General features: G+C 48.4%; 18 protein-coding genes. 9 read left to right on the forward strand and 9 right to left on the reverse strand.

Annotated elements, in window-relative coordinates; genetic code table 11:
• The first annotated feature begins 309 nt into the window (after positions 1 to 309).
• Positions 310 to 1,698: an APC family permease gene (locus tag OGY08_RS02725; RefSeq protein ID WP_103285712.1), complete on the forward strand. Its 1,389-nt coding sequence runs from the start codon at positions 310 to 312 to the stop codon at positions 1,696 to 1,698.
• Between the two features lie 186 nt (positions 1,699 to 1,884).
• Here OGY08_RS02725 and OGY08_RS02730 read toward each other — a convergent pair whose 3' ends face one another.
• Both OGY08_RS02730 and OGY08_RS02735 read right to left on the reverse strand, forming a co-directional pair.
• Positions 1,885 to 4,107 carry an EAL domain-containing protein gene (locus OGY08_RS02730; protein ID WP_241176658.1) on the reverse strand — a complete coding sequence of 741 codons (2,223 nt, stop codon included), beginning with the start codon at positions 4,105 to 4,107 and terminating at the stop codon, positions 1,885 to 1,887.
• Positions 4,108 to 4,611: 504 nt separating this feature from the next.
• Positions 4,612 to 5,724 carry an agmatine deiminase family protein gene (locus tag OGY08_RS02735; RefSeq protein ID WP_198801629.1) on the reverse strand — a complete coding sequence of 371 codons (1,113 nt, stop codon included), beginning with the start codon at positions 5,722 to 5,724 and terminating at the stop codon, positions 4,612 to 4,614.
• Positions 5,725 to 6,162: 438 nt separating this feature from the next.
• Between OGY08_RS02735 and OGY08_RS02740 the strand changes: the two genes are divergently transcribed.
• On the forward strand, positions 6,163 to 6,726 hold the full coding sequence (locus OGY08_RS02740; RefSeq protein WP_079935105.1) for a DJ-1/PfpI family protein: 564 nt from the start codon (positions 6,163 to 6,165) through the stop codon (positions 6,724 to 6,726).
• A gap of 56 nt (positions 6,727 to 6,782) precedes the next feature.
• Here OGY08_RS02740 and OGY08_RS02745 read toward each other — a convergent pair whose 3' ends face one another.
• Both OGY08_RS02745 and OGY08_RS02750 read right to left on the reverse strand, forming a co-directional pair.
• Positions 6,783 to 7,529, reverse strand: a complete 747-nt coding sequence (locus tag OGY08_RS02745) for an SAM-dependent methyltransferase (RefSeq protein WP_241176660.1) — start codon at positions 7,527 to 7,529, stop codon at positions 6,783 to 6,785.
• A 10-nt stretch (positions 7,530 to 7,539) separates the two neighbouring features.
• Positions 7,540 to 7,797 (reverse strand): YjhX family toxin, encoded by a 258-nt coding sequence (locus OGY08_RS02750; RefSeq protein WP_008783846.1) that lies wholly within the window; start codon positions 7,795 to 7,797, stop codon positions 7,540 to 7,542.
• A 1,320-nt stretch (positions 7,798 to 9,117) separates the two neighbouring features.
• Between OGY08_RS02750 and pepT the strand changes: the two genes are divergently transcribed.
• The 4 genes from pepT to OGY08_RS02770 all read left to right on the forward strand — a co-directional run bounded on the left by pepT (position 9,118) and on the right by OGY08_RS02770 (position 13,019).
• Complete coding sequence (pepT, locus tag OGY08_RS02755) at positions 9,118 to 10,368, forward strand: peptidase T (protein ID WP_218659526.1); 1,251 nt, start codon at positions 9,118 to 9,120, stop codon at positions 10,366 to 10,368.
• Positions 10,369 to 10,370: 2 nt separating this feature from the next.
• The gene (gene dcuC, locus OGY08_RS02760) at positions 10,371 to 11,732 is read left to right on the forward strand and encodes a C4-dicarboxylate transporter DcuC (protein ID WP_218659525.1); all 1,362 of its coding nucleotides are present in this window, start codon (positions 10,371 to 10,373) and stop codon (positions 11,730 to 11,732) included.
• 322 nt (positions 11,733 to 12,054) lie between these two features.
• Positions 12,055 to 12,684, forward strand: a complete 630-nt coding sequence (locus tag OGY08_RS02765; RefSeq protein WP_286565579.1) for a DUF2913 family protein — start codon at positions 12,055 to 12,057, stop codon at positions 12,682 to 12,684.
• A gap of 98 nt (positions 12,685 to 12,782) precedes the next feature.
• Positions 12,783 to 13,019: a hypothetical protein gene (locus OGY08_RS02770; protein WP_125363727.1), complete on the forward strand. Its 237-nt coding sequence runs from the start codon at positions 12,783 to 12,785 to the stop codon at positions 13,017 to 13,019.
• Positions 13,020 to 13,120: 101 nt separating this feature from the next.
• Here the strand turns inward: OGY08_RS02770 and OGY08_RS02775 are convergent, their stop codons facing one another.
• Positions 13,121 to 13,750 (reverse strand): LysE family translocator, encoded by a 630-nt coding sequence (locus OGY08_RS02775; protein ID WP_125363726.1) that lies wholly within the window; start codon positions 13,748 to 13,750, stop codon positions 13,121 to 13,123.
• Positions 13,751 to 13,859: 109 nt separating this feature from the next.
• Here OGY08_RS02775 and OGY08_RS02780 point away from each other — a divergent pair, with 109 nt between their 5' ends.
• The 3 genes from OGY08_RS02780 (at position 13,860) to foxA (ending at position 18,102) form a co-directional block, all read left to right on the forward strand.
• The gene (locus OGY08_RS02780) at positions 13,860 to 14,765 is read left to right on the forward strand and encodes a LysR substrate-binding domain-containing protein (RefSeq protein ID WP_125363725.1); all 906 of its coding nucleotides are present in this window, start codon (positions 13,860 to 13,862) and stop codon (positions 14,763 to 14,765) included.
• Between the two features lie 123 nt (positions 14,766 to 14,888).
• Positions 14,889 to 15,872, forward strand: coding sequence for a helix-turn-helix transcriptional regulator (locus OGY08_RS02785; protein ID WP_125363724.1), 984 nt, complete (start codon positions 14,889 to 14,891; stop codon positions 15,870 to 15,872).
• A gap of 121 nt (positions 15,873 to 15,993) precedes the next feature.
• A complete protein-coding gene (gene foxA, locus OGY08_RS02790) occupies positions 15,994 to 18,102 on the forward strand; it encodes a ferrioxamine B receptor FoxA (protein ID WP_125363723.1) in 2,109 nt (702 codons plus the stop codon).
• Positions 18,103 to 18,545: 443 nt separating this feature from the next.
• Here the strand turns inward: foxA and OGY08_RS02795 are convergent, their stop codons facing one another.
• From OGY08_RS02795 to OGY08_RS02810, 4 genes are all read right to left on the reverse strand, one after another.
• Positions 18,546 to 19,055 carry a hypothetical protein gene (locus tag OGY08_RS02795; protein WP_286565585.1) on the reverse strand — a complete coding sequence of 170 codons (510 nt, stop codon included), beginning with the start codon at positions 19,053 to 19,055 and terminating at the stop codon, positions 18,546 to 18,548.
• Between the two features lie 182 nt (positions 19,056 to 19,237).
• Positions 19,238 to 20,332, reverse strand: coding sequence for a 4Fe-4S binding protein (locus tag OGY08_RS02800; RefSeq protein WP_125363721.1), 1,095 nt, complete (start codon positions 20,330 to 20,332; stop codon positions 19,238 to 19,240).
• 219 nt (positions 20,333 to 20,551) lie between these two features.
• On the reverse strand, positions 20,552 to 21,940 hold the full coding sequence (locus OGY08_RS02805; protein ID WP_125363720.1) for a diguanylate cyclase: 1,389 nt from the start codon (positions 21,938 to 21,940) through the stop codon (positions 20,552 to 20,554).
• Positions 21,941 to 22,019: 79 nt separating this feature from the next.
• Entirely contained in the window at positions 22,020 to 22,652 is a 633-nt protein-coding gene (locus OGY08_RS02810) for a LysE family transporter (RefSeq protein WP_032942473.1), read from the reverse strand.
• Between the last annotated feature and the right edge of the window lie 319 nt (positions 22,653 to 22,971).

The raw sequence follows: 22,971 nt of genomic DNA on the forward strand, positions 1-22,971 counted from the left end.
ATGCGGGCTGAGCGGAGCCAGCCCGTAAAAATTGCAGGAATACCTGCCATTTCCCGGATGTCGCGTAATGGAGCGCGGGCGACAACGGGTCTTCAGATAACCGACAGAGTTTGTGACGAGGAAATGTGATGATGCCAATGTTTAAAAACCCGCCCCGCGTGAGTATTCATGGCTCCCGCAGTAAATACGGACCGCATCTGTGCCGTACCCCATTGACGCCTTTTTTATGCCATTCCTCCCCGACACGACCCAGGTCTGCTGTACCCACGTTTCGAACGCAGATCTGGACTCGTAGCGGGGAGGAAAACTATGTCGACTAACTCTTCTGTTGATCATTCTGCCCAGCCGAGCAAAGCACAGCTGCGTAAATCCCTGAAACTGTGGCAGGTGGTGGTGATGGGGCTTGCCTATCTCACGCCGATGACGGTGTTTGACACCTTTGGCATTGTTTCGGGTATCAGCAATGGCCATGTTCCGGCCTCCTACCTGCTGGCCCTGGCGGGAGTACTGTTTACCGCCATCAGTTATGGAAAGCTGGTGCGCCAGTTTCCACAGGCCGGTTCGGCCTATACCTATGCGCAAAAAGCGATCAACCCGCATGTCGGGTTTATGGTCGGCTGGTCGTCACTGCTTGACTACCTTTTCCTGCCGATGATTAACGTACTATTGGCGAAAATTTACCTTTCCGCGCTGTTCCCGGGGGTTGCGCCATGGATTTGGGTGGTGATGTTCGTCGCGATCCTCACCGCGGCCAATCTGAAAAGCGTTAATCTGGTAGCCAACTTCAATGCGCTGTTTGTACTGGTGCAGGTGGCGATCATCGTGGTGTTCATTTTCCTCGTGGTGCAGGGGCTGCACAAAGGGGAAGGGGTTGGGACCGTCTGGTCGCTGCAACCGTTTATCAGCCAGAATGCGCATTTGATCCCGATTATCACCGGGGCGACCATTGTCTGCTTCTCGTTTCTCGGCTTTGACGCGGTGACGACCCTATCTGAAGAGACACCGGATGCTGCGCGCACCATTCCAAAAGCTATTTTTCTTACCGCGCTGTACGGTGGGCTGATCTTCATTGCTGCCTCGTTCTTTATGCAACTGTTCTTCCCGGACATTAGCCGATTCAAAGACCCGGATGCGGCGCTACCGGAGATTGCGCTGTACGTCGGCGGCAAGCTGTTCCAGTCTATTTTCCTGTGTACCACCTTTGTGAATACGCTGGCTTCAGGTCTGGCGTCGCATGCCAGCGTTTCGCGTCTGCTGTACGTGATGGGCCGCGATAACGTCTTCCCGGAGAAGTACTTTGGTTATGTCCATCCCAAATGGCGTACTCCCGCGTTGAACGTCATCATGGTCGGGATTGTGGCGCTGTCGGCCCTGTTTTTTGACCTGGTGACTGCCACGGCGTTGATTAACTTTGGTGCGCTGGTGGCCTTTACGTTCGTTAATCTCTCCGTGTTTAACCACTTCTGGCGTCGTGAAGGACGCAAGCATACCTGGCAGGAGAAGCTGCACTATCTGGTATTGCCAATGGTCGGTGCCGCCACGGTGGCCGTACTGTGGGTGAATCTTGAGGTGACATCGCTGACGCTAGGTCTGGTATGGGCCGGCGTTGGGCTGGTGTATCTTGCCTGGCTGACCGGACGTTTTCGCAAACCGCCGCCGCAGTTTGACGCCGCGAAATCTGAGCGCGCCTGGGAGTGATGGAAGCTGAATAGGCCGTAGCATTCGGCTGAGTTGAGGTAAAAATGAAACACGGTATGTCGCGGCAAACGGTCGCGGCATACCTGCTTTAATTAAAGTCCCGCTTGTTTTAGGGAATAAAAAAACCGGCACGGGAGCCGGTAAGTAAATCAATGTAGGAATATAATTATTATTATAATTACTGAATTATAATTCAGCCAACTCAATAGGAACGGGTTTCCCTATATGGTATCCCTGTAACCAACCAATACCCATCGTAATTAGCATCTTTTCAATTTCCTCATTTTCAACAAACTCAGCGACTACTTCCATGTTTTTGAGTTTTGCTACTTCGCAGAAGGATCTGACGGCGCATCGACTAAATTCATCGGTCAATATATTACGGATGAAGGAACCATCAATTTTCAGAATGTCTGCATCTAATGTTCGTAGTCGTGAATAGCTTGATGCTCCTGTGCCAAAATCATCAATAGCAATTTTAGAACCAGCTTTACGTAGTGCTCTCAGAACATCAGTGACATTAGCGTTGTCAATAATATCTGATTCAATGACTTCAAATATTATACGTTCAGGTGCTATTGAGTATTTTCTAAACAATGTAAAAACATTATCAAGAAAATCAATTTTATTAAGCGAGTCAGGCGTCAGATTAATGGAGAAGTGACTGTTAGGGTCAGATTTCTGCCGTGACTGTATAAAACGAAATGTTTGCTCTATAACAGTGATATCCAGCGCAGGAAGTAATCCTGCCTCGCGAGCAACCGGTAGAATGGTGTCTGGAAAGATTAACTTACCATCAACCATTTTTATCCGAATAAGTATCTCGTGATAACGTGTCAGTCCCGTGGTTGAAACGATCGGCTGAACAACCAGCATCGTTGATACGATGGGTTGAGCCATAAGCTCAAACGACTTTCTGTCAATTGCCTTTTGCAACATATGACGAATGACAGCCTGGCTGACAATTTTATCACCTGGCACTTGCGGGCTGAGTAACAACGGTTGCCCCTGCATTAACGAGATGTAGCTTTGGGTATTAAGATGCTTAATTGCTTGTGATAAATTTTTAATCAGGTTTTTCTCGGTGGTATATGCCACACCACAAGATAGCCCTAATTGGTAGTCCTTCCAGATAAAACGAAAAGAGTTTAGGTCCTTGTAGAGATCAGGAATGTCAGGGACAGCATTAAGGCGAAGAATTATTCCATGACCTGGTGCGTAATAAATGTCACCTGTACCCTTAATCAATTTACGTACATATGCGCTTAGCGCTTTTACAAATTCAAAACGGAATTCTATTCCGTGAGTTTGCTCCAGCGTATTCAACTCTGTACAACGGATGTAACACAAGCACTCTGTTGCGTGTTTACGGATGTCCATTTGCAGGGCCTGAAAGTTAGGCAGTCCGGTGTTAGGCTCTGATCTAAAAAGTTGTTTGAGGCGGCGGAGATATTTTCGGTTATGAACCACAAGTACACCGGTAACAACAATCGTAATAGAAAAGACAAACACTATCGTGGAGGAAATCACGAGACTATGTAAATAATTATTATAGTTAGCAGGTGGAATATAACTGTTTATATAATATCCCAACAGGATAAGCATTGTTACCCATACAGGGGATATCAAAGCATGGCCAATACAGATCACTCCCCATAGCATTACTGGAAGTAACCACAGTAATGAATAGTCTGTAAATATAAGAATATCCTCTCTGATGACGATCAAAGCGGACATAATGCAGAGTAACAGCACCAGCCATAATATTTGATACAGAATAGGAGGGCCGGATTTTATCAGCGCCTTTACTTGTCTAATGTATAGAATGCACCATGCAGGATTTTGAACGCTTCTAAGCAACAGATAACAAAAAGGGATGCCAGTCAGGCAAGAGTTCATCAGCCACTGTAAGTTAATTAATGTTTGTAGTGTAAAAAGGTTTGCGATCGGTGCAGAGGCTGTGTTCGACTGGAACCAGTGATCAATCGAGATGAATAGTAAGGCGTTGCAACACACGAGCCAGACAATACGCTGGGTTGTAAGCTGGCTACGACCAAAGCTAACCGCGCCTCGTTTGCCTGTCGAGAAAAAGTAGAGTGTCTGGCTAATGAGAGCAGCCAGTAGCTGAGCCGTTAGTGTGAATACCGAAGATAAAGAGTAAGAGTAAAGCGCATACAAGAAAAAGGTAGCCAAAATTGGCAGTGCCTTTTGCCGGTATAAAACCAGCAGTGCAGAAATGAGAGGTAAAGTGAGATCGTAAAAATGCAGTGTTATACCCGCAACATCCTCTTGCTTACTGAGATGACCAGCGACCAGCTGTAATGCAAAAAACGCGATGCCGACACAAAAATAGTCTCTAAATGTATTAATGAAATTTATATTTTCCGCTTTTCTTAGCAATATCATCATTCGCAATTCTCAGTGAGTTATCACCGTTCTCGATTTAAGTCATCTACTTAAAACAGGTTAGACTAGAGGTTCGAAATGTGTATTTTTGGATGTTTTCGCTAATTGAAAACCATTCTAAAATATGTTATGTGAATTTTTTAAAAGTAACCCTCGATAATTTCACTGTGTTTCACAACGCAGGGGAGAACAATCTTTGTGGCTGTACTGATAATAAAAGTTCTGTCATTAGTCATTATTTAAGACAGAATATACGATCGATAATAACGATCAATATAAATCTTTTGATAGATTTTATCGATAGGTTTAGCAGATCATAAATACCATGAAAGATCGATGAAAGCTATTAAAGTGTTATCTTTTAATGGTATTTATTTCATAAATGTTAATTAAGTGCTTTGTTTATTAAAATTTAACCTACGGAGGCATCTTTCTAAGGGAATCATTCTGTTATTGTCAGGAAAGTGAGTTTCCCCACCTTCCCACAACACACTCAATTGTTAATCATTAACGAGGCTGCTGCTGTGTCGCGCAGTGAATACCGCCGCCACCGGCAGCGATACCGTCGATATTCAACTGAATAATTTCACGATCGGCAAACAGCTCCTGCAAAATAGCATGGGTATTACGATCGGTGCGCTTATCGCCAAATTGCGGTGCAATGACGGCATCATTACACAGATAAAAATTGATATACCCCGCGGCGAAATCATCGCTCGCATAAGTCTGGCGGATGGTAGAAGGTCCTTCCAGCGTGACTACCTCCAACCGTCGGCCTTTGGCATCCGTGGCGGCCCGTAATATGTCCAGATGACGTCGGGTGATCGCGTAATCAAAGGATGACGGATCCTGCTCAAGACCCGCCACCACCGTACCCGGATGCGTGAATCGGGCGTAAAAATCTGTATGGCCGTCGGTAATATCCTTGCCGGCAATACCTGGCAACCAGATGATTTTCTCCAGACCTAGCAGTCGCTTTAGTTCTTCTTCGCATTCGGCTTTGCTGACGCCAGGATTACGGTTGGAGTTAAGCACGCAGCTCTCGGTGATGATTGCTGTTCCTTCACCATCTACCTCAATACCGCCACCTTCCAGAGTCAGCACTGAGCGGATAAACTCAGCATGAACGTAATCAGTAACAAATTCAGCCACATCGGCATCTCGTTCGTGCTCTTGCTTATTGCCCCAGCCGTTGAAATTAAATCCCACTCCGCCGAGCGCGCCGCTGGCGCTTTTCACAAACACCGGCCCGGTGTCGCGGATCCACAGATCGTCTATTGGGTGAACCAGAAGATTGACTGACGGCCCGCACAGACGCGCGGCGAGCTCGCTGTCTTCTTCGCGTACTAACATATTCACGGGTTCAAATGCGGCGATGGTTTTGGCAACTAACGCCAGGTTTTCCTGCACCACCGGTAGCAGATGAGGCTCCCAGATCTCCGCACTGGCACCAAACGCCATCCAGGTTGCCGCATGCGGTGCGCCTTCATCAGGCATTTGCCAGCGGCGGTTCTCTGTCGCGCGGGCAAATTGGCTAAAGCTGAAGCCCGTCATACCGGCGAGTAGCATACTCGTTGAAGTCACCAGGCCTTGTCTGACGAATGAACGTCTTGTCATCATAGGATTAACCTTTGCGTATTTTTACCTGATATCAGGTGAATGAAATAATAATAGATAATAAATATTATGCGTATATTAAATAATAAATAATAAATAATAAATAATAAATAATAAATAATAAATAATAAATAAAGCAATCGCGGGTAAATTTCACGCGAAATATAGCACAGGAGATATGCGTTGCAATCTCTTAGTTTTATATAATGAGTGAAACTGGCTACTATTAAAATTTCTCAACTATATATTTATATATAATTTATATTTATCAGCATGAAAATATGTCACGCCGTTGGCTCTGAGCCCTCGTCTGGCGGGCCTTGCCGTGGATTGTGATCTGGCCGATTGTTCTGTTGTATTTATTAATGCCATGAACCGTGTGGACTATAGTAAAGATGGCCGTTATTTCTCATCATTAATAACCGTGAGTGGGGGATGTGAATGAAGAAGATACTGATGCTGGTCGGAGATTATGTCGAAGATTATGAAACGATGGTGCCTTTTCAGGCTTTGCAAATGCTTGGGCATCGTGTGGAGGCCGTCTGTCCGGATAAAAGTCAGGGTGACTACGTTCAAACCGCCATTCACGATTTTGATGGGGCACAGACATACAGTGAAAAGCCGGGGCATCGTTTTACGTTAAATGCGAATTTTGCCGAGGCGCGGGCCGCCGATTACGACGCACTGTTGATCCCCGGCGGGCGTGCTCCGGAATATCTTCGACTGAATCCAGATGTCATTAAGCTGGTGCAAGATTTCAACACTGCCGGTAAGCCTATCGCCGCAGTTTGTCATGGGCCCCAACTGTTAGCGGCGGCGGGGGTGTTAGAAAACCGGACCTGTAGCGCTTATCCGGCCTGTGCGCCCGAGGTTCGTCTGAGCGGTGGGCATTATGCCGATATTGGTATCGATCAGGCCCACGTTGATGGCAATCTGGTGACGGCACCAGCATGGCCCGCGCATCCGCAATGGTTAGCTAAATTTGTTGAAGTATTAATGAAGTAAGCGATGATGCGATGAAAAAGTCGGTATAACCTGCCAGGCTATACCGACTGCATTTATTACCTCTGCATGAGTGCGAACACGCCCCACCCGATATATTCCCGGGTGAATGCAACGTGGCGGACTGGTGAACTTCTCAGGTGCTCTCTGACTTCGGCGGCAAACTCATCGTCCGGATTTGCCTCCAGCCACCGGCGCATCGTCAACCATTTTGCCGCCTCGTATCTGTCCCAACCTTCCTGGTCAGCCAGTACCATTTCCACCACGTCATAACCGAGCAGGTCGAAAGACGAAACGAGTTCTGGCAGAGAAAGAAAATCGGCTACTGAAGCCGCGCCGCAAGCCATAGCGATCTCCTCCGTTGCGGGCATCTGACGCCAGTACGGTTCGCCGATGAGCAGGATCCCGCCTGGTTTGAGACTTTGTTCCAGCTGTTTGATCGTTCCGGCAACGCCGCCGGCAATCCAGGTTGCACCAACGCAGGCGGCAATATCGAATTTTTCTTCGGCGATATAACCTGTTGCATCGGCATGAATAAAACGCACGTGCTCAGTGACGCCCAATTCACTTGCCCGCAGGGTGGCTTGCTCACTGAATAACTGGCTCATATCGATACCAACGCCGGAAATTCCATGATCGCATGCCCAGGTGCACAACATCTCGCCCGAGCCGCTGCCGAGATCCAGGATGCGGGTTCCTGGGGGCATCCGTAAAACCTGACCTAACGTCGCATATTTTTGCGCGGTGAACGGATTATGAATGCGATGTGCGCTTTCGCTGATCGTAAAAATCTTCGGGATATCCATCTCTCTCTCCTTAGCGATTATCCAGTTGGGCGCGAACGTTGTTCAGCCCGGTGGTATTGATGCGGTAGGGCTGACCATTAACGGATTTGATCAGCTTTTTCGTTCTGAGTTTTTTGAATACGTCGAGCGTGCAGTCGCAGAGCAGTAACCCTTCGCGGCTATAGCATTCGACGGAAATGACGCGACCAGATGCATCGCGGACGTGAGCAATACGGCCACCTTTGGCGAGAACGTGTAAGGTACGTTGTTCCTGACGGGATAAATTCATACTGGAAAACCTGTTTAATCATCATGTGCAAAACGTGCAAACACACAGCGGTGTCCGCATTCGATTTCGGCGCATTGATAACCAGTCCGGCCTGAAAAGGTCGGTAAGCTGATTATCTGATGATTACATTCTCCAGCATCAAAGCCTCGGGTTGAGTTGATAGGTATTTACCTGCTGAATCATACCAGCCTGGGCGAGTAGGGGAATCGTTCTGTCGGGAAAATGTGATCTATGACGAAAAATTGCGTTTAGCTTATTTTATAATTTTTTAACTCTCGTTAGCTGAGCAGTGTATGGATATATTAAATTTATTGAATATTCAGACATCGTCAGTAGCGGTATTGGCCGTAATGATGCGTTGTTAGCCCCACTTGCGTCATACTATAGATTAGTGATATTTAATTTTTCCCTATCCTAATTTTGTTTTATTTGATAAACATGTCTTTATTATAAAAAGGATTTTTAATGGTGTTTTCTTTTAATTCTTTTTAGGAATTTTCTTAACGTCGTGAAGTGTGTATACTCAATCCAGCAAGAAGCTCTTCTGTTATCATCAAAACTATAAAAATGTCCTTAACACCCGTATTACCTCTGCCCTGAATCTCTTCTCAGGGGAGAGGTTTTTTTTGTCTGTGTATAATTTTTATAATCGTCATAAATAGATAATTTAATATTATTGTTCTTGTTGTCTTGCATTAGTGATGACGACAGGTTTTGTGCTGTGAACCATATGGTAATGTTGAAATAGTATCGCTATGAATCTATTTCATGATGAATAGTGTAATTTCATCTTTATTTATAGGGGTATTATATAGTTTTTCTTATAACTGTCTGTTTTTAAGCGTTATGTTAATTCTCGCTTTTGAAGTAATTGTGATTTTGTTCACGGATTTTAGTGCGTTAAGTGGCTATTTGTAGAGAGGTGCAAACGGTTGCATGTTGCTGTTACAGCATTTGTTCATTAAAAAAATATAGCGATGGTATGTCTTGTGTCGGTATCGGGGGCAAGAATCTAAATGATTTTTATTATCCCTTAGACATACGAATGCCGTTTATGACTTCTGTTAGCTTAACACCATGGAAAATGTAGTAAAAACAGACAGGGAATATGATTTTATCAATCAAAAGGAGTTTTTAATCACTGGTATAATTACTGGCCATTTTTATCTTCCTTTATATAAATCGTTGTCGTAACACCCATAAAATCAGCGTTCTGGGATGAGCGCTGATTTTATTTTGTTCTCAGATTATTCAACCCACGCTGTATGCAGGTCTTCTCTTGCAGTACCTCGTAAATGATACATTAAAGGATCTCCTGGAATGGATATTGTTGAACGCTTTATTAACTACACGAAAATCAATACCACGACCTCAAGGGAAAATGGTGCTAATGGGATAATGCCTTCTTCACCTGGTCAAATGGAACTGGCAAAACTACTTGCAGTAGAACTTGAAGCATTAGGAATGGAAAACATTGAGGTCAGGGATACTGCTATTGTGACCGCGACCTTACCTGGAAATACCGATGACACGATCCCTGTCGTTTCCTTTTTTGGTCATCTGGATACCAGCGCAGAACAGACCGCGGACACAAATGCGCAACGTCTTCACTACAGCGGTGGGGATTTGTGTCTGAACCAGGAGCTGAATATTTATCTGCGTGAAAGTGAATTTCCGGAACTGAAAAATTATGTCGGCGATGACCTGCTGGTGACGGATGGTACCAGTCTGCTAGGGGCTGATGATAAAGCGGCCATCGCCGCGATTATGAATGCCCTGGAGTACCTGGTCGCGCATCCGGAGATTAAGCATGGGCCGGTGAAAGTCGGTTTTGTTCCTGATGAAGAGCAGGGATTACGGGGAGCAAAAGCGTTTGATGTTGCGGCGTTTGGCGCTGATTTTGGCTATACCCTGGACTGCTGCGGCATTGGAGAGTTTGTCTATGAGAACTGGAACGCGGGTGATGCGGAAATCATCTTTACCGGCCAGTCCGCGCACCCTATGTCGGCCAAAGGTAAGCTGAAGAACTCTCTGCTGATGGCGCATAAGTTTATTGCGATGCTGCCCGGTGGAGAGGCGCCTGAGTATACGGAAGGACGCGAAGGGTATTACTGGGTAAAACAGCTTCAGGGTAACAGCGCCCGTACGGTACTTAAGCTGGATATCCGGGATTTTACCGAAGAAGGGTATAAGGCGCGTATGGCATATATCCGCCAGCTTGCCGTCAGCACCTGCGCGCTGTGGGGAGAAAACAGCGTGGTCTGTCATTTAACCGATCGCTATGCCAATGTGTTCAATAGCTTGCAGGGCGATGCACACTACCCGATTGATATTGCGTTTCGCGCGTATCAGAAGTGTGGCATTACCCCGCAACCTGTCGCCATGCGTGGTGGGTATGATGGCGCAGTGCTATCGCAGAAAGGACTGCCTTGCCCGAATATTTTTACCGGTGCTCATAACTTTCATTCAATTTATGAATATCTACCGGTGCGTTCACTGCGAGCCGCCAGCGATGTGGTGGTAGCGGTCATTGAAGAAACCTTTGCTGAGTTCGCGCAGAGGAGAGCTTAGTCATGATTCAGGTGTTAATTGCCCTACTGGTTATCGTGGTGGTCGCGCGTCTGATACTGAAAGGTTATCGCGCTGAACCGGTGCTGTTCATTGCGGGCCTGGTGTTGATGATTTGTACGGCGTTAACCGGATGGGGTTCTGTATTACCGAAGGGCGTTGCCAGTACGGGGATTTCATTTCTCGATCCTTTCGAGGTGATGCGCGATCTCTTTAGTACGCGTGCTGCCGATCTCGGCCTGATGATTATGGCGCTCATGGGATTTGCGCATTACATGGATCATATCGGGGCAAATGAAGCTGTTGTGCGGGTCGTGACGAAACCTTTGCGCGCGCTGCGTTCGCCCTATGTGCTTCTATTTTTCTCCTATCTGCTCGCCAGCCTCCTGCAGTTGGCCATCCCATCCGCTACCGGGCTTGCCGTGTTGCTGATGGGGACGATGTTCCCCATTATGCTGGGGTTAGGACTTTCTGCGGCTTCGGCTGCTGGGGTTATTGCCACCTCGCTTGGTGTGGCGTATACCCCGACGGCCATCGATGCTATCAGGGGATCTAAAGCGGTCAATATGGATGTGGTGGAATACGTTGTTTACCACCAGGGACCCGCAGCGCTGGCAACCGTGCTGGTCGTGGGCGTCTGCCATTTCTTCTGGCAGCAGCATTGCGACCGTAAAGCGGGAACGCTACCACGAGAAATCGGTAGCGCTGAGGTGACTGACTCAGGAAAAGCCCCGGCTTTTTATGCGCTGCTCCCGATGCTTCCGATATTGATGGCGGTGGGATCATCGGAAATGTTCGTCAGTGGTATTAACCTGAATATTATCACCATTGTGCTCATTTCGATGGCTGTCTGCATGTTGATTGAGTGGCTGCGGGTGCGTGATTTAAAGTCAGTATGCGAAGGATTCAGCCATTTCCTTAAAGGCATGGGCACCGCCTTTACCGGGGTGGTTGGGCTACTGGTTGCGGCAGGTGTTTTTGCTCACGGAATTAAAGTCATTGGTGCCATTGATCAATTAATCCTGATGGCGGAGCACGTGGGATTACCTCCATTTGCTATGGCGGTGGTGTTTGCGCTGGTGACGCTGGCGGCAGCAATTATTATGGGATCGGGTAATGCGCCATTCCTTGCTTTCGTTGAGCTGATCCCGCAAATCGCGGCAAGTATGGGCGCTAACGCTGTTGCCATGATCCTGCCGATGCAGCAGGCATCACATATGGGGCGGGCAATTTCACCGGTTTCCGGCGTGGTGATTGCCGTTTCCAGTGGGGCGAAAATATCGCCATTTGATGTGGTTAAACGTACCGCCGTACCGTTGATTGTGGGCTTTGTAACGCATACCCTGATCATCGGTATTTTCTATTAACTTCGTCTGTAATAAGCAAACTTCCGGGTTGCTGAATGCCCGGTAGTTTGCTTTTTCTGTTTACAGGTCTCATCACAAAAGGTGATATTGATTACTGGTGATTATTATTAACCTTTATCTTTATCGCATTATTCTTATTAGTCATTGTTGAGCCACCCCAGATTAATGATTAATAAGTATGATGTATTATATTTGCACGTTTATTACATAGGGATAAGTTAATCTGGATCATATTTTGGCGATTTTAGTTGTAGTAATTTTTTAATAGAGTAATACAAGAATGACGTGGAATAACAATGATGATTTATTTGGGCAGGTTTAAGTGGTAAGGGATTCTGGAAGAGTTAGTACGTTACGACATCATTATCAGGATGATCTGGAAGCCTTTACCTGGAGTGCGTTAGTCGCAATTGGTATCGCAATAAAGGATCATAAAATCTACTCTAAAATGTCAGAGCATCTATTCATTATGCATTGGCTGGCTATTGCCAAAAAAAGAAAAATCTTTTCGAAGAGCATTGTCAGTGAGCTTCAGTGGTTAATTGATGAGGGGAAGAAAAAAAGCCTCAATGCACAACTTAAATTTAAAATAGAATATTTGTACGCCACATCGAGTGGTGATGTGACAATGCAAAACGACTATTTTAAATTTACTCACACGATTGAAGTGTTGAGAAATAATGGATGGGAGAACTTTCTGCTCACTCCGGAGAAGTGGCAAGGCCTTCATGAGAGTATTAAGGTCAGAAAAGGTGACTTTATTTTTATGGATGACACCCGGCTTCAGGAGTGCTTTGGCGTGCAGGGGGAGATAGTCAAACCTTTCTGTATTCGAGTCTACGGCGATATTGAGTTTGCAAAGTTAACGCTCATCAAACATAACCTGCCGGTTGAATTTGTGAAACATATTTCGAATGAGTTTTATTACTTCAATTTTCTTTCTGTTAAGTAATGCTTAACTGATATGGGGGACAAATTTCTGTTTGTTCAAAGAGTGTATTGATCTACCTGTGAAGTTATCGGATATATACCACGCGCAAAGGACAGCGAATGTTTACTCGAAAGTTAGTGATTACAACCGAATGGATAAGGTTGTCGGATACGCCAGACAATGTATCCATTTCTTTTCGGGGCGTTCTTGAGATCGGTGAAAGCACGGTTGTGCCAGATGGCAACACGCCTCTACTTCGCTTAGAAAATGAAATGGCACCTGTCGCCGTTGATGCATTGTCATGGGTGAGGGTGCCAGTTGAACGCCAGGAAAATATTATCGTCTATATTTTCTGAATCCTGGTTTATAAATCCATTAATAATATTAATGTCGATTTGTTCTTATTTTATTCCTCCCGGTGCAAGATGAGATGTCTGGCTGAACAATTCGTCGGGGATCACATCGCGGGTGAGAGCATTTGTAGCGCGTGTACATTATAAATAATGCCAAACACCGCCACCGCGAGCAGAAACAGGGAGGAGATAAAAACGCTGCGTCTGGCAAACCGCTCTGGCATCCAGCGTTTGAAAACCATGATGTAAAAAGACAACACCGTAACATCAAAAATAACCCACACCAGCGTTAGCGTCAGAATGCTGGTGGTGAAATCTTGCGTAATGGCAATGAACTGGGGAAAAAATGCTACGAAAAACAAAATGTCCTTTGGGTTAGCGACCCCTGTCAGAAATCCATGGATAAGCCCGCTGTTATCGCGTTTTGGCGCACACAGTCTGGGTTTTGAGTCCCTGGCCCGCAGGCCGTTAATCGCCATCACACCGATATACAACGATCCCACAAGACCCAGTACGCCAAGCCATATCGCAGAGATTGAAACCACGCCAGCTAGCATCAGTGCAGCCAGAGCAATCAATACTAAAGAAGCGCCGTTAGTGCCAATCAGCGTGATAAAGGCCCGGCGATAGCCGTGCTGCGACGCGGTGGTGGTAATCAACGCCACGACAGGACCCGGAGTTAACAGCAGGGTTACTACGCTGAGGCTATAGGTAGCCAGTAAAGTGAAATTCATACCTGATTATCCTGATGATATTTTCCATCAGTATTCCGCCTGCGTGGCGCATTGAAAAACGAATAAAACTGCGCTCTACTGTGAGTAAAACTCAACATAGAAGCTGAGAATGACGCTACCTCCGTTGTATGCCCTGAGGGCTTTTGAAGCCGCAGCCCGTCTGGGATCGTTCAGTAAAGCCGCTATTCAACTTAACGTGACGCCGGGCGCGGTAAGCCGTCATATTCGCACGCTGGAGGCATGGTTTGGTTGTGAGCTATTTGTCCGCAGCGGCCCGCGTATCGAGATAACGCCTTCTGGCCAAGGGCTGGCGCAGCAGTTGACGGCTGGGTTTCAGAGTCTGGAACACGCGTGTCATGCCTTTCGCAGCAGCAGTCATGAGCTACGGCTGAAAGCGCCGTCTACGTTGACGATGCGCTGGCTTCTGGACGTGCTGCGTCATTTCCGTGAAGCGCATCCGACCCCGGTTGTCGAAATTTCCAGCGTCTGGATGGATACCGATTCGGTATCCTTCGGTCGTGAACCGTATGACTGTGCGATCCTGTTAGGGAATGGCCATTTTGGTGACGATACCGACAGCCGGTTGCTGTTTCAGGAGTGGCTTATCCCGGTGTGCTCAACCGCACTGCTGGTGCAGGCGCAGCGCGATCTTTCTGCCTGTGAACTGATTCATCCCTCAGCGGATCGCCGTGACTGGCGTCGGTGGCTGCAACGCACCGGAAAGTTTCCGGCGTTGAATCTTGCGCGAGGCAAAGTGTTCGACACCCTGGAGCAGGGCAGTCTTGCCGCGATGAGCGGTCATGGCGTGTCCGTTGCCGACCTGCTGTTAAGCCTGGCGGCCATTCAGGCAGGGATGTTGGCGTTACCGTTTAAAGATGCGGTAGCGACTGGCGAGGGCTATTACCTTGTCTGGCCAAAGACTTCAACACGGCTCAGAAATATTGAGCTGCTGTATCGCTGGTTAAAAAAGGCTGCGCCGTGTGTCTCCTCGGCAGATCTAAACTGGCTGGATTAAGCTGTTTATTCTGCTAATCATCATATTGATAATGGTTCTCATTATTATTGTCGTATTGCGCAGGTAATGGTAATGTTGCTTCAGTTATAAACCGTTAATCCCATTTCCTGTGCAGAAGACAGCATGAACAATACCACCGCCCTGAATGCCTCCGGACGCGTCGCTCGCACTTTCTCCGTCAGCGAGTTTATGGATTTTGGTGAGCGCTACGGGATCGATTACCGCTTTCCCCAGTTGGCACAAAGGCCGGATTTACCGTCTGGCAGCCCTGTTCTGCAAGGTGAAATTGAGGAGATGACTCTCCCATGTGGGATGTGCGTGACGCACTCCGACGTACAGGTATTGCAACCCTACGAAACCACCTCTCGTCACGACAGCCCTCTGTATATGCTGGTGGTACTGGAAGGCTGCGTGATCCTGACGCTTAACGGACAGGAGCATGTGGTGCGCTCCGGCATGGCGTTTAGCTCACGCCTGAGTGAGCACCAGACGATGCGTGCCCGTCATCATGCTGATTGTAAACTGCGGACATTATCGCTCGGTTTGTATCCCGACGGCGCGTGTCGCACGGGGTTGCTCGAATCGTTGATGCGTGAGTGGGAAAGATGCCAGACGCCGACGCTTATCTGGCAGGTGCCGGGGTTTTTACTCAGCGGACTACTGTACGCGCAGCAGAGTACGATTAGCCATATTTCTCGTCAGCTGATGCTGGAAGGGCTGATATTACAACTGTTTGGTCATGGCCTCAGCGTGTGTCAGGTCGAGAGCGGTAAACGTCTTGCGGCGAGCGGTGAGCAGCAGCGGCTGGAGGTCGTTCGCCGACTGCTGGAGCAGAGTCCCGAAAATGACTACACCCTTAATGAACTGGCCCAACGCGCAGCGATGAGTCCCAGCGGCCTGCGCAGTAAGTTTCGCGCAGCCTATGGCTGTTCGGTATTCGACTACCTGCGCGATTGCCGTCTGGAACGTGCGCGCGGCTATCTACTGGAAGGATATAGCGTACAGCAGGCGGCCTGGATGTCGGGTTATCAGCACGCCACTAACTTTTCTACTGCTTTTCGTCGCCGTTACGGCTTTTCGCCCGGCGATTTGCTCAAACTTTGCTAATCCATATTTGCGTTTTACGCACGTGATTTCCTGACAATTTGGCACTGCGCATAGGCAACCTGGCATCCGGCATAGCTATCTCCGTCAGCAAAAAGGTAATAATTCTCACTTACAATTAGACATGCCTTTGGAGATATTCATGTTCGCGAAGACTCGCTTGGCGCTGCTGGTGGGATGGGTTACCGGCAGCGTGGCTTTTCCTCTGCTGGCGCAGGAAACAACAAAAAACGATACGGTGGTTGTCACCTCGCAGATGCAGAGCGGGGCCACGAAGCTTGCCACGCCGGATATTGAAACACCGCAGTCGGTATCGATCGTAACCCGTGAACAGTTTGAAGAGCAGGGCGCAACCAGCGTGCGCCAGGCCGTCAGCTATACGCCGGGGGTGTACAGCAATCAGATTGGCGCTTCCAACCGCTTTGACTACATCGTGCTGCGTGGCTTTTCTGACGGTAGCCTGGATAACGTCTATCTCGATGGTCTGAAGATGATGGGCGACACCAACTCACACAGCTCGCTGGTGGTCGATCCGTGGTTCCTCGAAGATATCGAAGTCGTACGTGGCCCGGCTTCCGTACTGTATGGCCGTTCCTCCCCGGGTGGCATTGTGGCGCTGACCTCACGTAAGCCGTCGTTTGATGCGGGCGGTGAGGTGAAGCTGTTTGCCGGCAACAATAACCAGCGCGGCGCGGCGTTTGACGTCACCGGGGCACTGGATGATAACGATCGCGTGGCGGCGCGACTGAGCGGGATGACGCGTTACGCGGACTCGCAGTTTGGTCCATTGAAGGAAGAGCGTTACGCGCTGATGCCCAGCCTGACCTGGCGTATCACCGACCAGACGCGTCTGGATCTGATGGCCTATCTGCACCGTGACCCGGAAGGCGGTAGCCACTCCGGTCTGCCGTATGACGGCACCGTGGTTCCGCATTACGGGCAAAAGATCTCCAACACCTTTTACGAAGGCGAGGATGATTACGACAAATACGATCGCCGTGAAAACATGGTGGGCTACAGCATTGAGCATATGTTTGATAGCGGTTGGTCGGTGCGGCAAAAGCTGCGCTATCTGCATACCGACGTTGAGCTGAATCAGGTGTATGCGGCGGGCTGGCTGAATGAAACCGAGCTTAATCGCGGTTACTCCGGCTCCGATGAAAAAATGTCGGCGATTACGCTGGATAACCAGCTCGACGGCAGCTTTGATACCTGGCAGGTAAACCACCGTCTGCTGGTGGGGATCGACTATCAGGATCGCAGCAACAATACTACCGGTTACTACGGCGCTTTCCCGCCGATTGACGCTTTTAACCCGGTGTACGGCGCGAAGCCTGATTACATCGACATGTATGCGCGTGAGAAACACAAGTTGCGCCAGACGGGTTACTATTTGCAGGATCAGATGTCATGGGATCGCTGGCGTATTACGCTCGGTGGTCGCTACGATCAGGTCAGCGTTTCTAACATTGATAAGATCAAGGATACTCGCAGCGATCTGGATAAAAACAACTTCAGCACCCGCGCCGCGCTGCTCTATTTATTCGATAACGGCTTTGCGCCGTACGTGAGTTATTCCACTGCCTTTACGCCAACCAGCTTTGCCGATGAGAACGGCAATCTGCTGGATCCGATGAAAGGCAAGCAGTGGGAAGCGGGGCTGAAATATGAGCCGGAAGGACTTAACAGTCAGTTCAGCGCGTCGATGTTCCGTATCAATCAGACGAATATTGCCACCAAAGAAGAGCCGACCGATCCGTACCGCTCGATTGGGGAAATTGAATCTGAAGGGGTGGAGCTGGAGGCAATTAGCCAACTGACAGATAGCTTCCGTTTGCAGGCGGCGTATACCTATACCGACATTCGCTATAAGAAAAGCAGCCCGGAAGAACAGGGCAAGCGCGCAGTGTACGCCCCGCGTAACCAGGCCAGTACCTGGCTGAGCTACGATGTGAAAAGCGGTCCGCTGGACGGCCTGACGTTGGGTTCAGGCGTGCGCTACGTTAACGGTATTACCAGCGATCGCCTGAATACTCACACCCTGCCGTCCTACACACTGGTGGATATGGTGATTGGTTACGACTTAACGAATATCGGCATTAAAGGGTTGAGCGCGCAGTTGAACGTTAACAACCTGACCGACAAGCGCTACGTTGCAGCCTGTAACTCGCTCTCATACTGCTACTTCGGCGCCGAGCGCAGCATTGTCGGCAGTGTGTCCTGGAAATTCTGATGTTTTAGCCGGATGCGGCGCTGGCGCCTTATCCGGCCTACGGCAGCGTGTAAATCGTAGGTCTGATAAGCACAGCGCATCAGGCATAGTGGATTGCGGTTATTGTGTAAACCGTTCTGCAGACAAATCTGCGTGCTGGCGCCTTATCCGGCCTACGGCAGCGTGCAAATCGTAGGCCTGATAAGCGCAGCGCATCAGGCATTGTGATTGCGGTTATTTTGTAAAACCGTTCTGCAGACAAATCTGCGCGCTGGCGCCTTATCCGGCCTACAGCAGCGTGCAAATCGTAGGCCGGATAAGCGCAGCGCATCAGGCATTGTGATTGCGGCTATTGTGTAAAACCGTTCTGCAGACAAATCTGCGCGCTGGCGCCTTATCCGGCCTACGGCAGCGTGCAAATCGTAGGCCTGATAAGCGCAGCGCATCAGGCATTGTGATTGAGGTTATTTTGTAAAACCGTTTTGCATACAAATCTGCGCGCTGGTTCTCAGCGTAAAGGCGACTTTGTCTGGGTACTGGCTGTAATAGTTATGCTCTTCTTCCAGCCCTTTTGCCTGCGCCAGACGTACCGTTTCCAGCGAGCAGGTACGGTAGATCAGGTCTTTATTCATATTGGTCTGCTTCTCGCGCTGTTTATCTGCGGACAGCGCCAGCCAGCTTTCGGACAGTGAGTAATCGTAGACCACCCGATTTCCTTTCGCCTGCACGTTCTCAATGGTAATAAATTCGTCGATTTTCAGTCTTGGCTGCCCGCGCATTTTTTTCTTATCTTCTGCGGCGGCATATTGGGCCAGCGCATGAATATCCATACTGGATATTTTCTGTTTATAAGCATCTACATAAGCGGTAGGTTGCTGATAATGCTGAGCGTAAGCGTTTCTTAATTCCCCGTCATTCATCGTACAACCTGCCAGAAACAGAGGTAATAGCAGTGCCAGTTTTATTTTAGTCATGATGTTATCCCGTTCATTATTTTGATCCCAGTCGCCCATAACAAAATAGAAAAATTATTACAGATGATATTTAAGGTTGTATAAACGAGAGCGCGATGGCACAAGTTCAATTGTCTTAAAATGGCAGGACAGGCGGGAAACCCTGCCAGAATTGGCAGGGTTTTGAACATACTGATAAAAAATTAATGGCCGATCATCTTTGCCTTCGGGATCAGCTGGAAATACATATGATCGGGCACTGGCGTATCCCAGACATTGGCATAAACGGCATAACCAATGGTGGCAAACAGAATGCCAAGCACCAGTAGCGTCATGGCAACACCTGATAGCGTCCTCTGTCGCCATAACGGTTTACCGTTGTCTTGCGCCCCTGGTGGTGTTTGCAGTGAGAAGCTCAGCGTTGAGGCCACCGGGCAGGATTCAACGCAGGTCATGCAGCCAGTGCATTCCACGGTACGCACCTGAATCAGTCTGTCGACCGGGATATGCGACGGGCAGTTTTTCGCGCATTTTCCGCAGTCGATGCAACTGTCTGCGTTACGGCGGATTTTAAACGGCGAGAGCAGCGAGAACAGACCGAGCAGCGCACCATAAGGGCACAGATAGCGGCACCAGGCATTGCGAATAAACAGGCTCAGGACACTGATAACGACAACAAAGATGAGCGTAGCGGAGCCAATATGGCGAAAGAAATCGAGCATCTTCACGTCGATAATCATGCCATAGGCCGACATTAGAAAATACTGAATCCCCTGTGCAGGCATCGACAGGGCGATATACAAAAAGAAACTCAGCAGCAAATACTTCAGACTGAGCAGCGGGATATCCAGCCAGCGCGGCAGCGTGAAGTTGCGACCAAATACTTTTTTCCCCAGATTGCCGAGCAGTTCGGACAGCGTGCCCACCGGGCATAACCACGAACAGAAGGCTTTTTTTAACAACAGACTAATCAGGATAAACGCAACTAACAGCAGCATGGAGGCGGCATGGATAGGCGGAAGAAAACCAGTCTCCAACGTATAGCGGATATTCATCAAACCCGCGATTGGTAGCCATCCCTCAATACCACCTGGCCTTGGAATATAGACGCTGGTGCCGGCGGTTTCGAAATAGCGGACCCAGTAATAGAACGTTACGCCAATATAAATATTAATAACCAGCAGGAGAAACTGGGTGGCTTTTCGCCAGCTGCTGGCGTTGCGCCAGTCATTCCACGGCAGTTTGCCTCCGATCGTGCCTGGACGGCGCTGCCAGCGCGTTCTTTTCTTCCCGTTCATGGTTTTATACTATCCCTCATATTTCCCCTTCTGCATTCAGAAGGCGTCATCACCGGGATATGCTAGCGCTATTCAGATTTGGTGTATTTGATTTGCATCTTATTACGTGGCTGTTATTTTCATCATGCCAATAGGCCTGAATAAAAATAACAGCTCGATATTTATCGCAAGTCAGATAAATACCCTGAACGGGGTATTTATTTCTCTGCAGGGCAATGGTTATTCCTGATAAACCTCAACGCGGTCGCGACCATTACTTTTTGCCTGATAAAGTGCGCGATCGGCTTTATCAACCAGCTGTTTGTAGTCGGGATGATAATCATATTCGGCAATACCGATACTGACGGTAATAGAAAACGTTTCTGTCGCAGAGGCTGCCATGCGCATCCCGGCAATTTTCATACGCAGCGTTTCGAGGATAATACTGGCCTGCGACTTGTCTGACTCGACGAGCAGGATCATAAATTCTTCACCACCGTAGCGGAACACGTAATCGCTGCTACGGATATGATCATAAATGACCGCTGCGACATTTTTGAGCGTCAGATCGCCGGTATTATGCCCGAAGTTATCGTTAATTTGCTTGAAGTAGTCGATATCCAGCATCGCCAGGCTAAAAGGCTTACGCGCATGTAACGCTAACGAAATCTCACGCCGCATGATGGTCGGAATAAAGCGGCGATTAAGCAACTGGGTCAGCGAATCTTTACCATTTTCCTGCTTAACCAGCGCCTCAAACATTGAAGCGAGCAGGAAATGGATTTTTGCCGACAGCTGGCGAACATCCTGTAATAAGCTCATTCGCTCGGGTTCTGTCGGCTGATGCTGAGGTGACAGGGTGGTCGTCAGACGGGTGTCGATCTCTGCTATCAGCGACTCCATTTCTTTCAACAGATTGCTATTGCCAAGAATATGTTTTCCCTTATGTGAGAACCACATACCAAAATCAGAGTTCGCCAGAAACACCATTTCACCGAAAGGCATTCCGATGGCAATGTTATAGATAAACTGGTTTTCCCAGTCGGTAAACGAACGGATTTGCCGCTCACGCTCGACGTTAACGTCATCGTAAATGGTCTGCAGGCGATACTGCTCCTGAGTATGCAGCGAGTTTTGATGGCTTGGGGAATAGGAGACGGTCATGGCCTCCAGTGCGGTATCCATTGCCAGACTGCTGAAACAGATAGCATTGCTCAGCAGGGAAGACGAGTCGTCAGCTTTGGTTTTCAATACCCGATACAGCTCATCCTTGAGCTTACGCGCGCCGCGGTTTACCAGATCGATGGGTAGGCCGATACGGGCATGCACCACGCCAATTTTGCGTTGTTTGGCCAGCAGCTGCGGTAGATCTTCGTGCGCGCTGCCGAGCACGCTGCGTAACCAGTCAAACATACTGCCGCTGAGGCGGGTACTGACCTGTTCTGTATTAAGGAACAATGCGCTCTGGGCATGGGAGAGCATATAGTCATAAAAAACGGTCACTAAATGGCGGATCTCTTCATCGCTTAACGATGTGAGGAGCATGTGAACTTCAGGCGATGTTTGTCGTATCAGCGCCTGCCATTCTGTAAGGAGTAATGTGTCGTTTACCGGTTCAACCTGTTCCATCTCACTGCCACTCAACCTGCGATTAAAAATTCAGGCGGTATTACGGACAATTACCTCACAATGGTCAAGTTAAACTCTCTTATCGATGGCTAATACCTTCATAAATAAGTCTTAGCGCGAAAACACCTATTATTGCGCCAATCACCCGGCTGGCAACGCGTTGGATGCGACCATACGCCCGTCGCACGGCAGGCAAAGAAAATGCCTGGCTGAGAAAAATACGCCAGATAACGGAAGACAATATTATGCCTGCCCAGGCCATCAGTCTGGCCCACGTAGGCGTGTCTGCGCTTAAGGTGACCGAGAAGATACTAATAAAAAACAGCACGGTTTGCGGGTTTGATAAATCCGTTAGTAATCCACGGCGGAAAAACACATACCAGGGAGCGGAAAGCGGTTGCTGTAGAGTGGGCATTTGCGGCGTGGCCTGATGGCGGATGCTGTTCCAGGCAAACCACAGCAGATAGGCGCCGCCGACAATCTTAATCAATGAAAATATCTCTTCACACTGGGTGATTAGCGTTGCCATACCAAAAAGCCCAAGGCCGGAGTAAAACGCATCACCCAAGGCAACACCCAGACCGGTCATCACACCTGCGCGTCGTCCGGATGCCAGGCTAGTTTGTACTACCACAAACAGGTTTGCGCCGGGGTTAAAAAAGGTTAAAACAAAGAGGCTGATGGTAAGAACGACGGCGTGCAGAGGTTCCATAGACAACATTTCCATTAGTAAGCGCTTAAGTGACAGCTAACACTATAATTTTAGTGTGTTCATCATTCTGCGTATTCACTCACACTGCGCAGTGAAACGCGCTGAGATTTGCAAATGACTTCATAGATTATTTTGTGCAAACCTGGCGCGTCAGATAACGCGACGGCACAGGTTTTCTGTTATCAACGATTCGCAAAATCTCTTTATATTTCCGCCTGCTCTGGATCTTTTTGCCAGGCTGAACTACTTATTAATCATCCTTGACTCGCATGTCGAATGTTCAGGGGTCGATGATGGCATATATAACAAAATCTGGAGC

The sequence above is a fragment of the Citrobacter sp. Cpo069 genome (genome assembly GCF_030332785.1).
Taxonomy (GTDB): domain Bacteria; phylum Pseudomonadota; class Gammaproteobacteria; order Enterobacterales; family Enterobacteriaceae; genus Citrobacter; species Citrobacter portucalensis.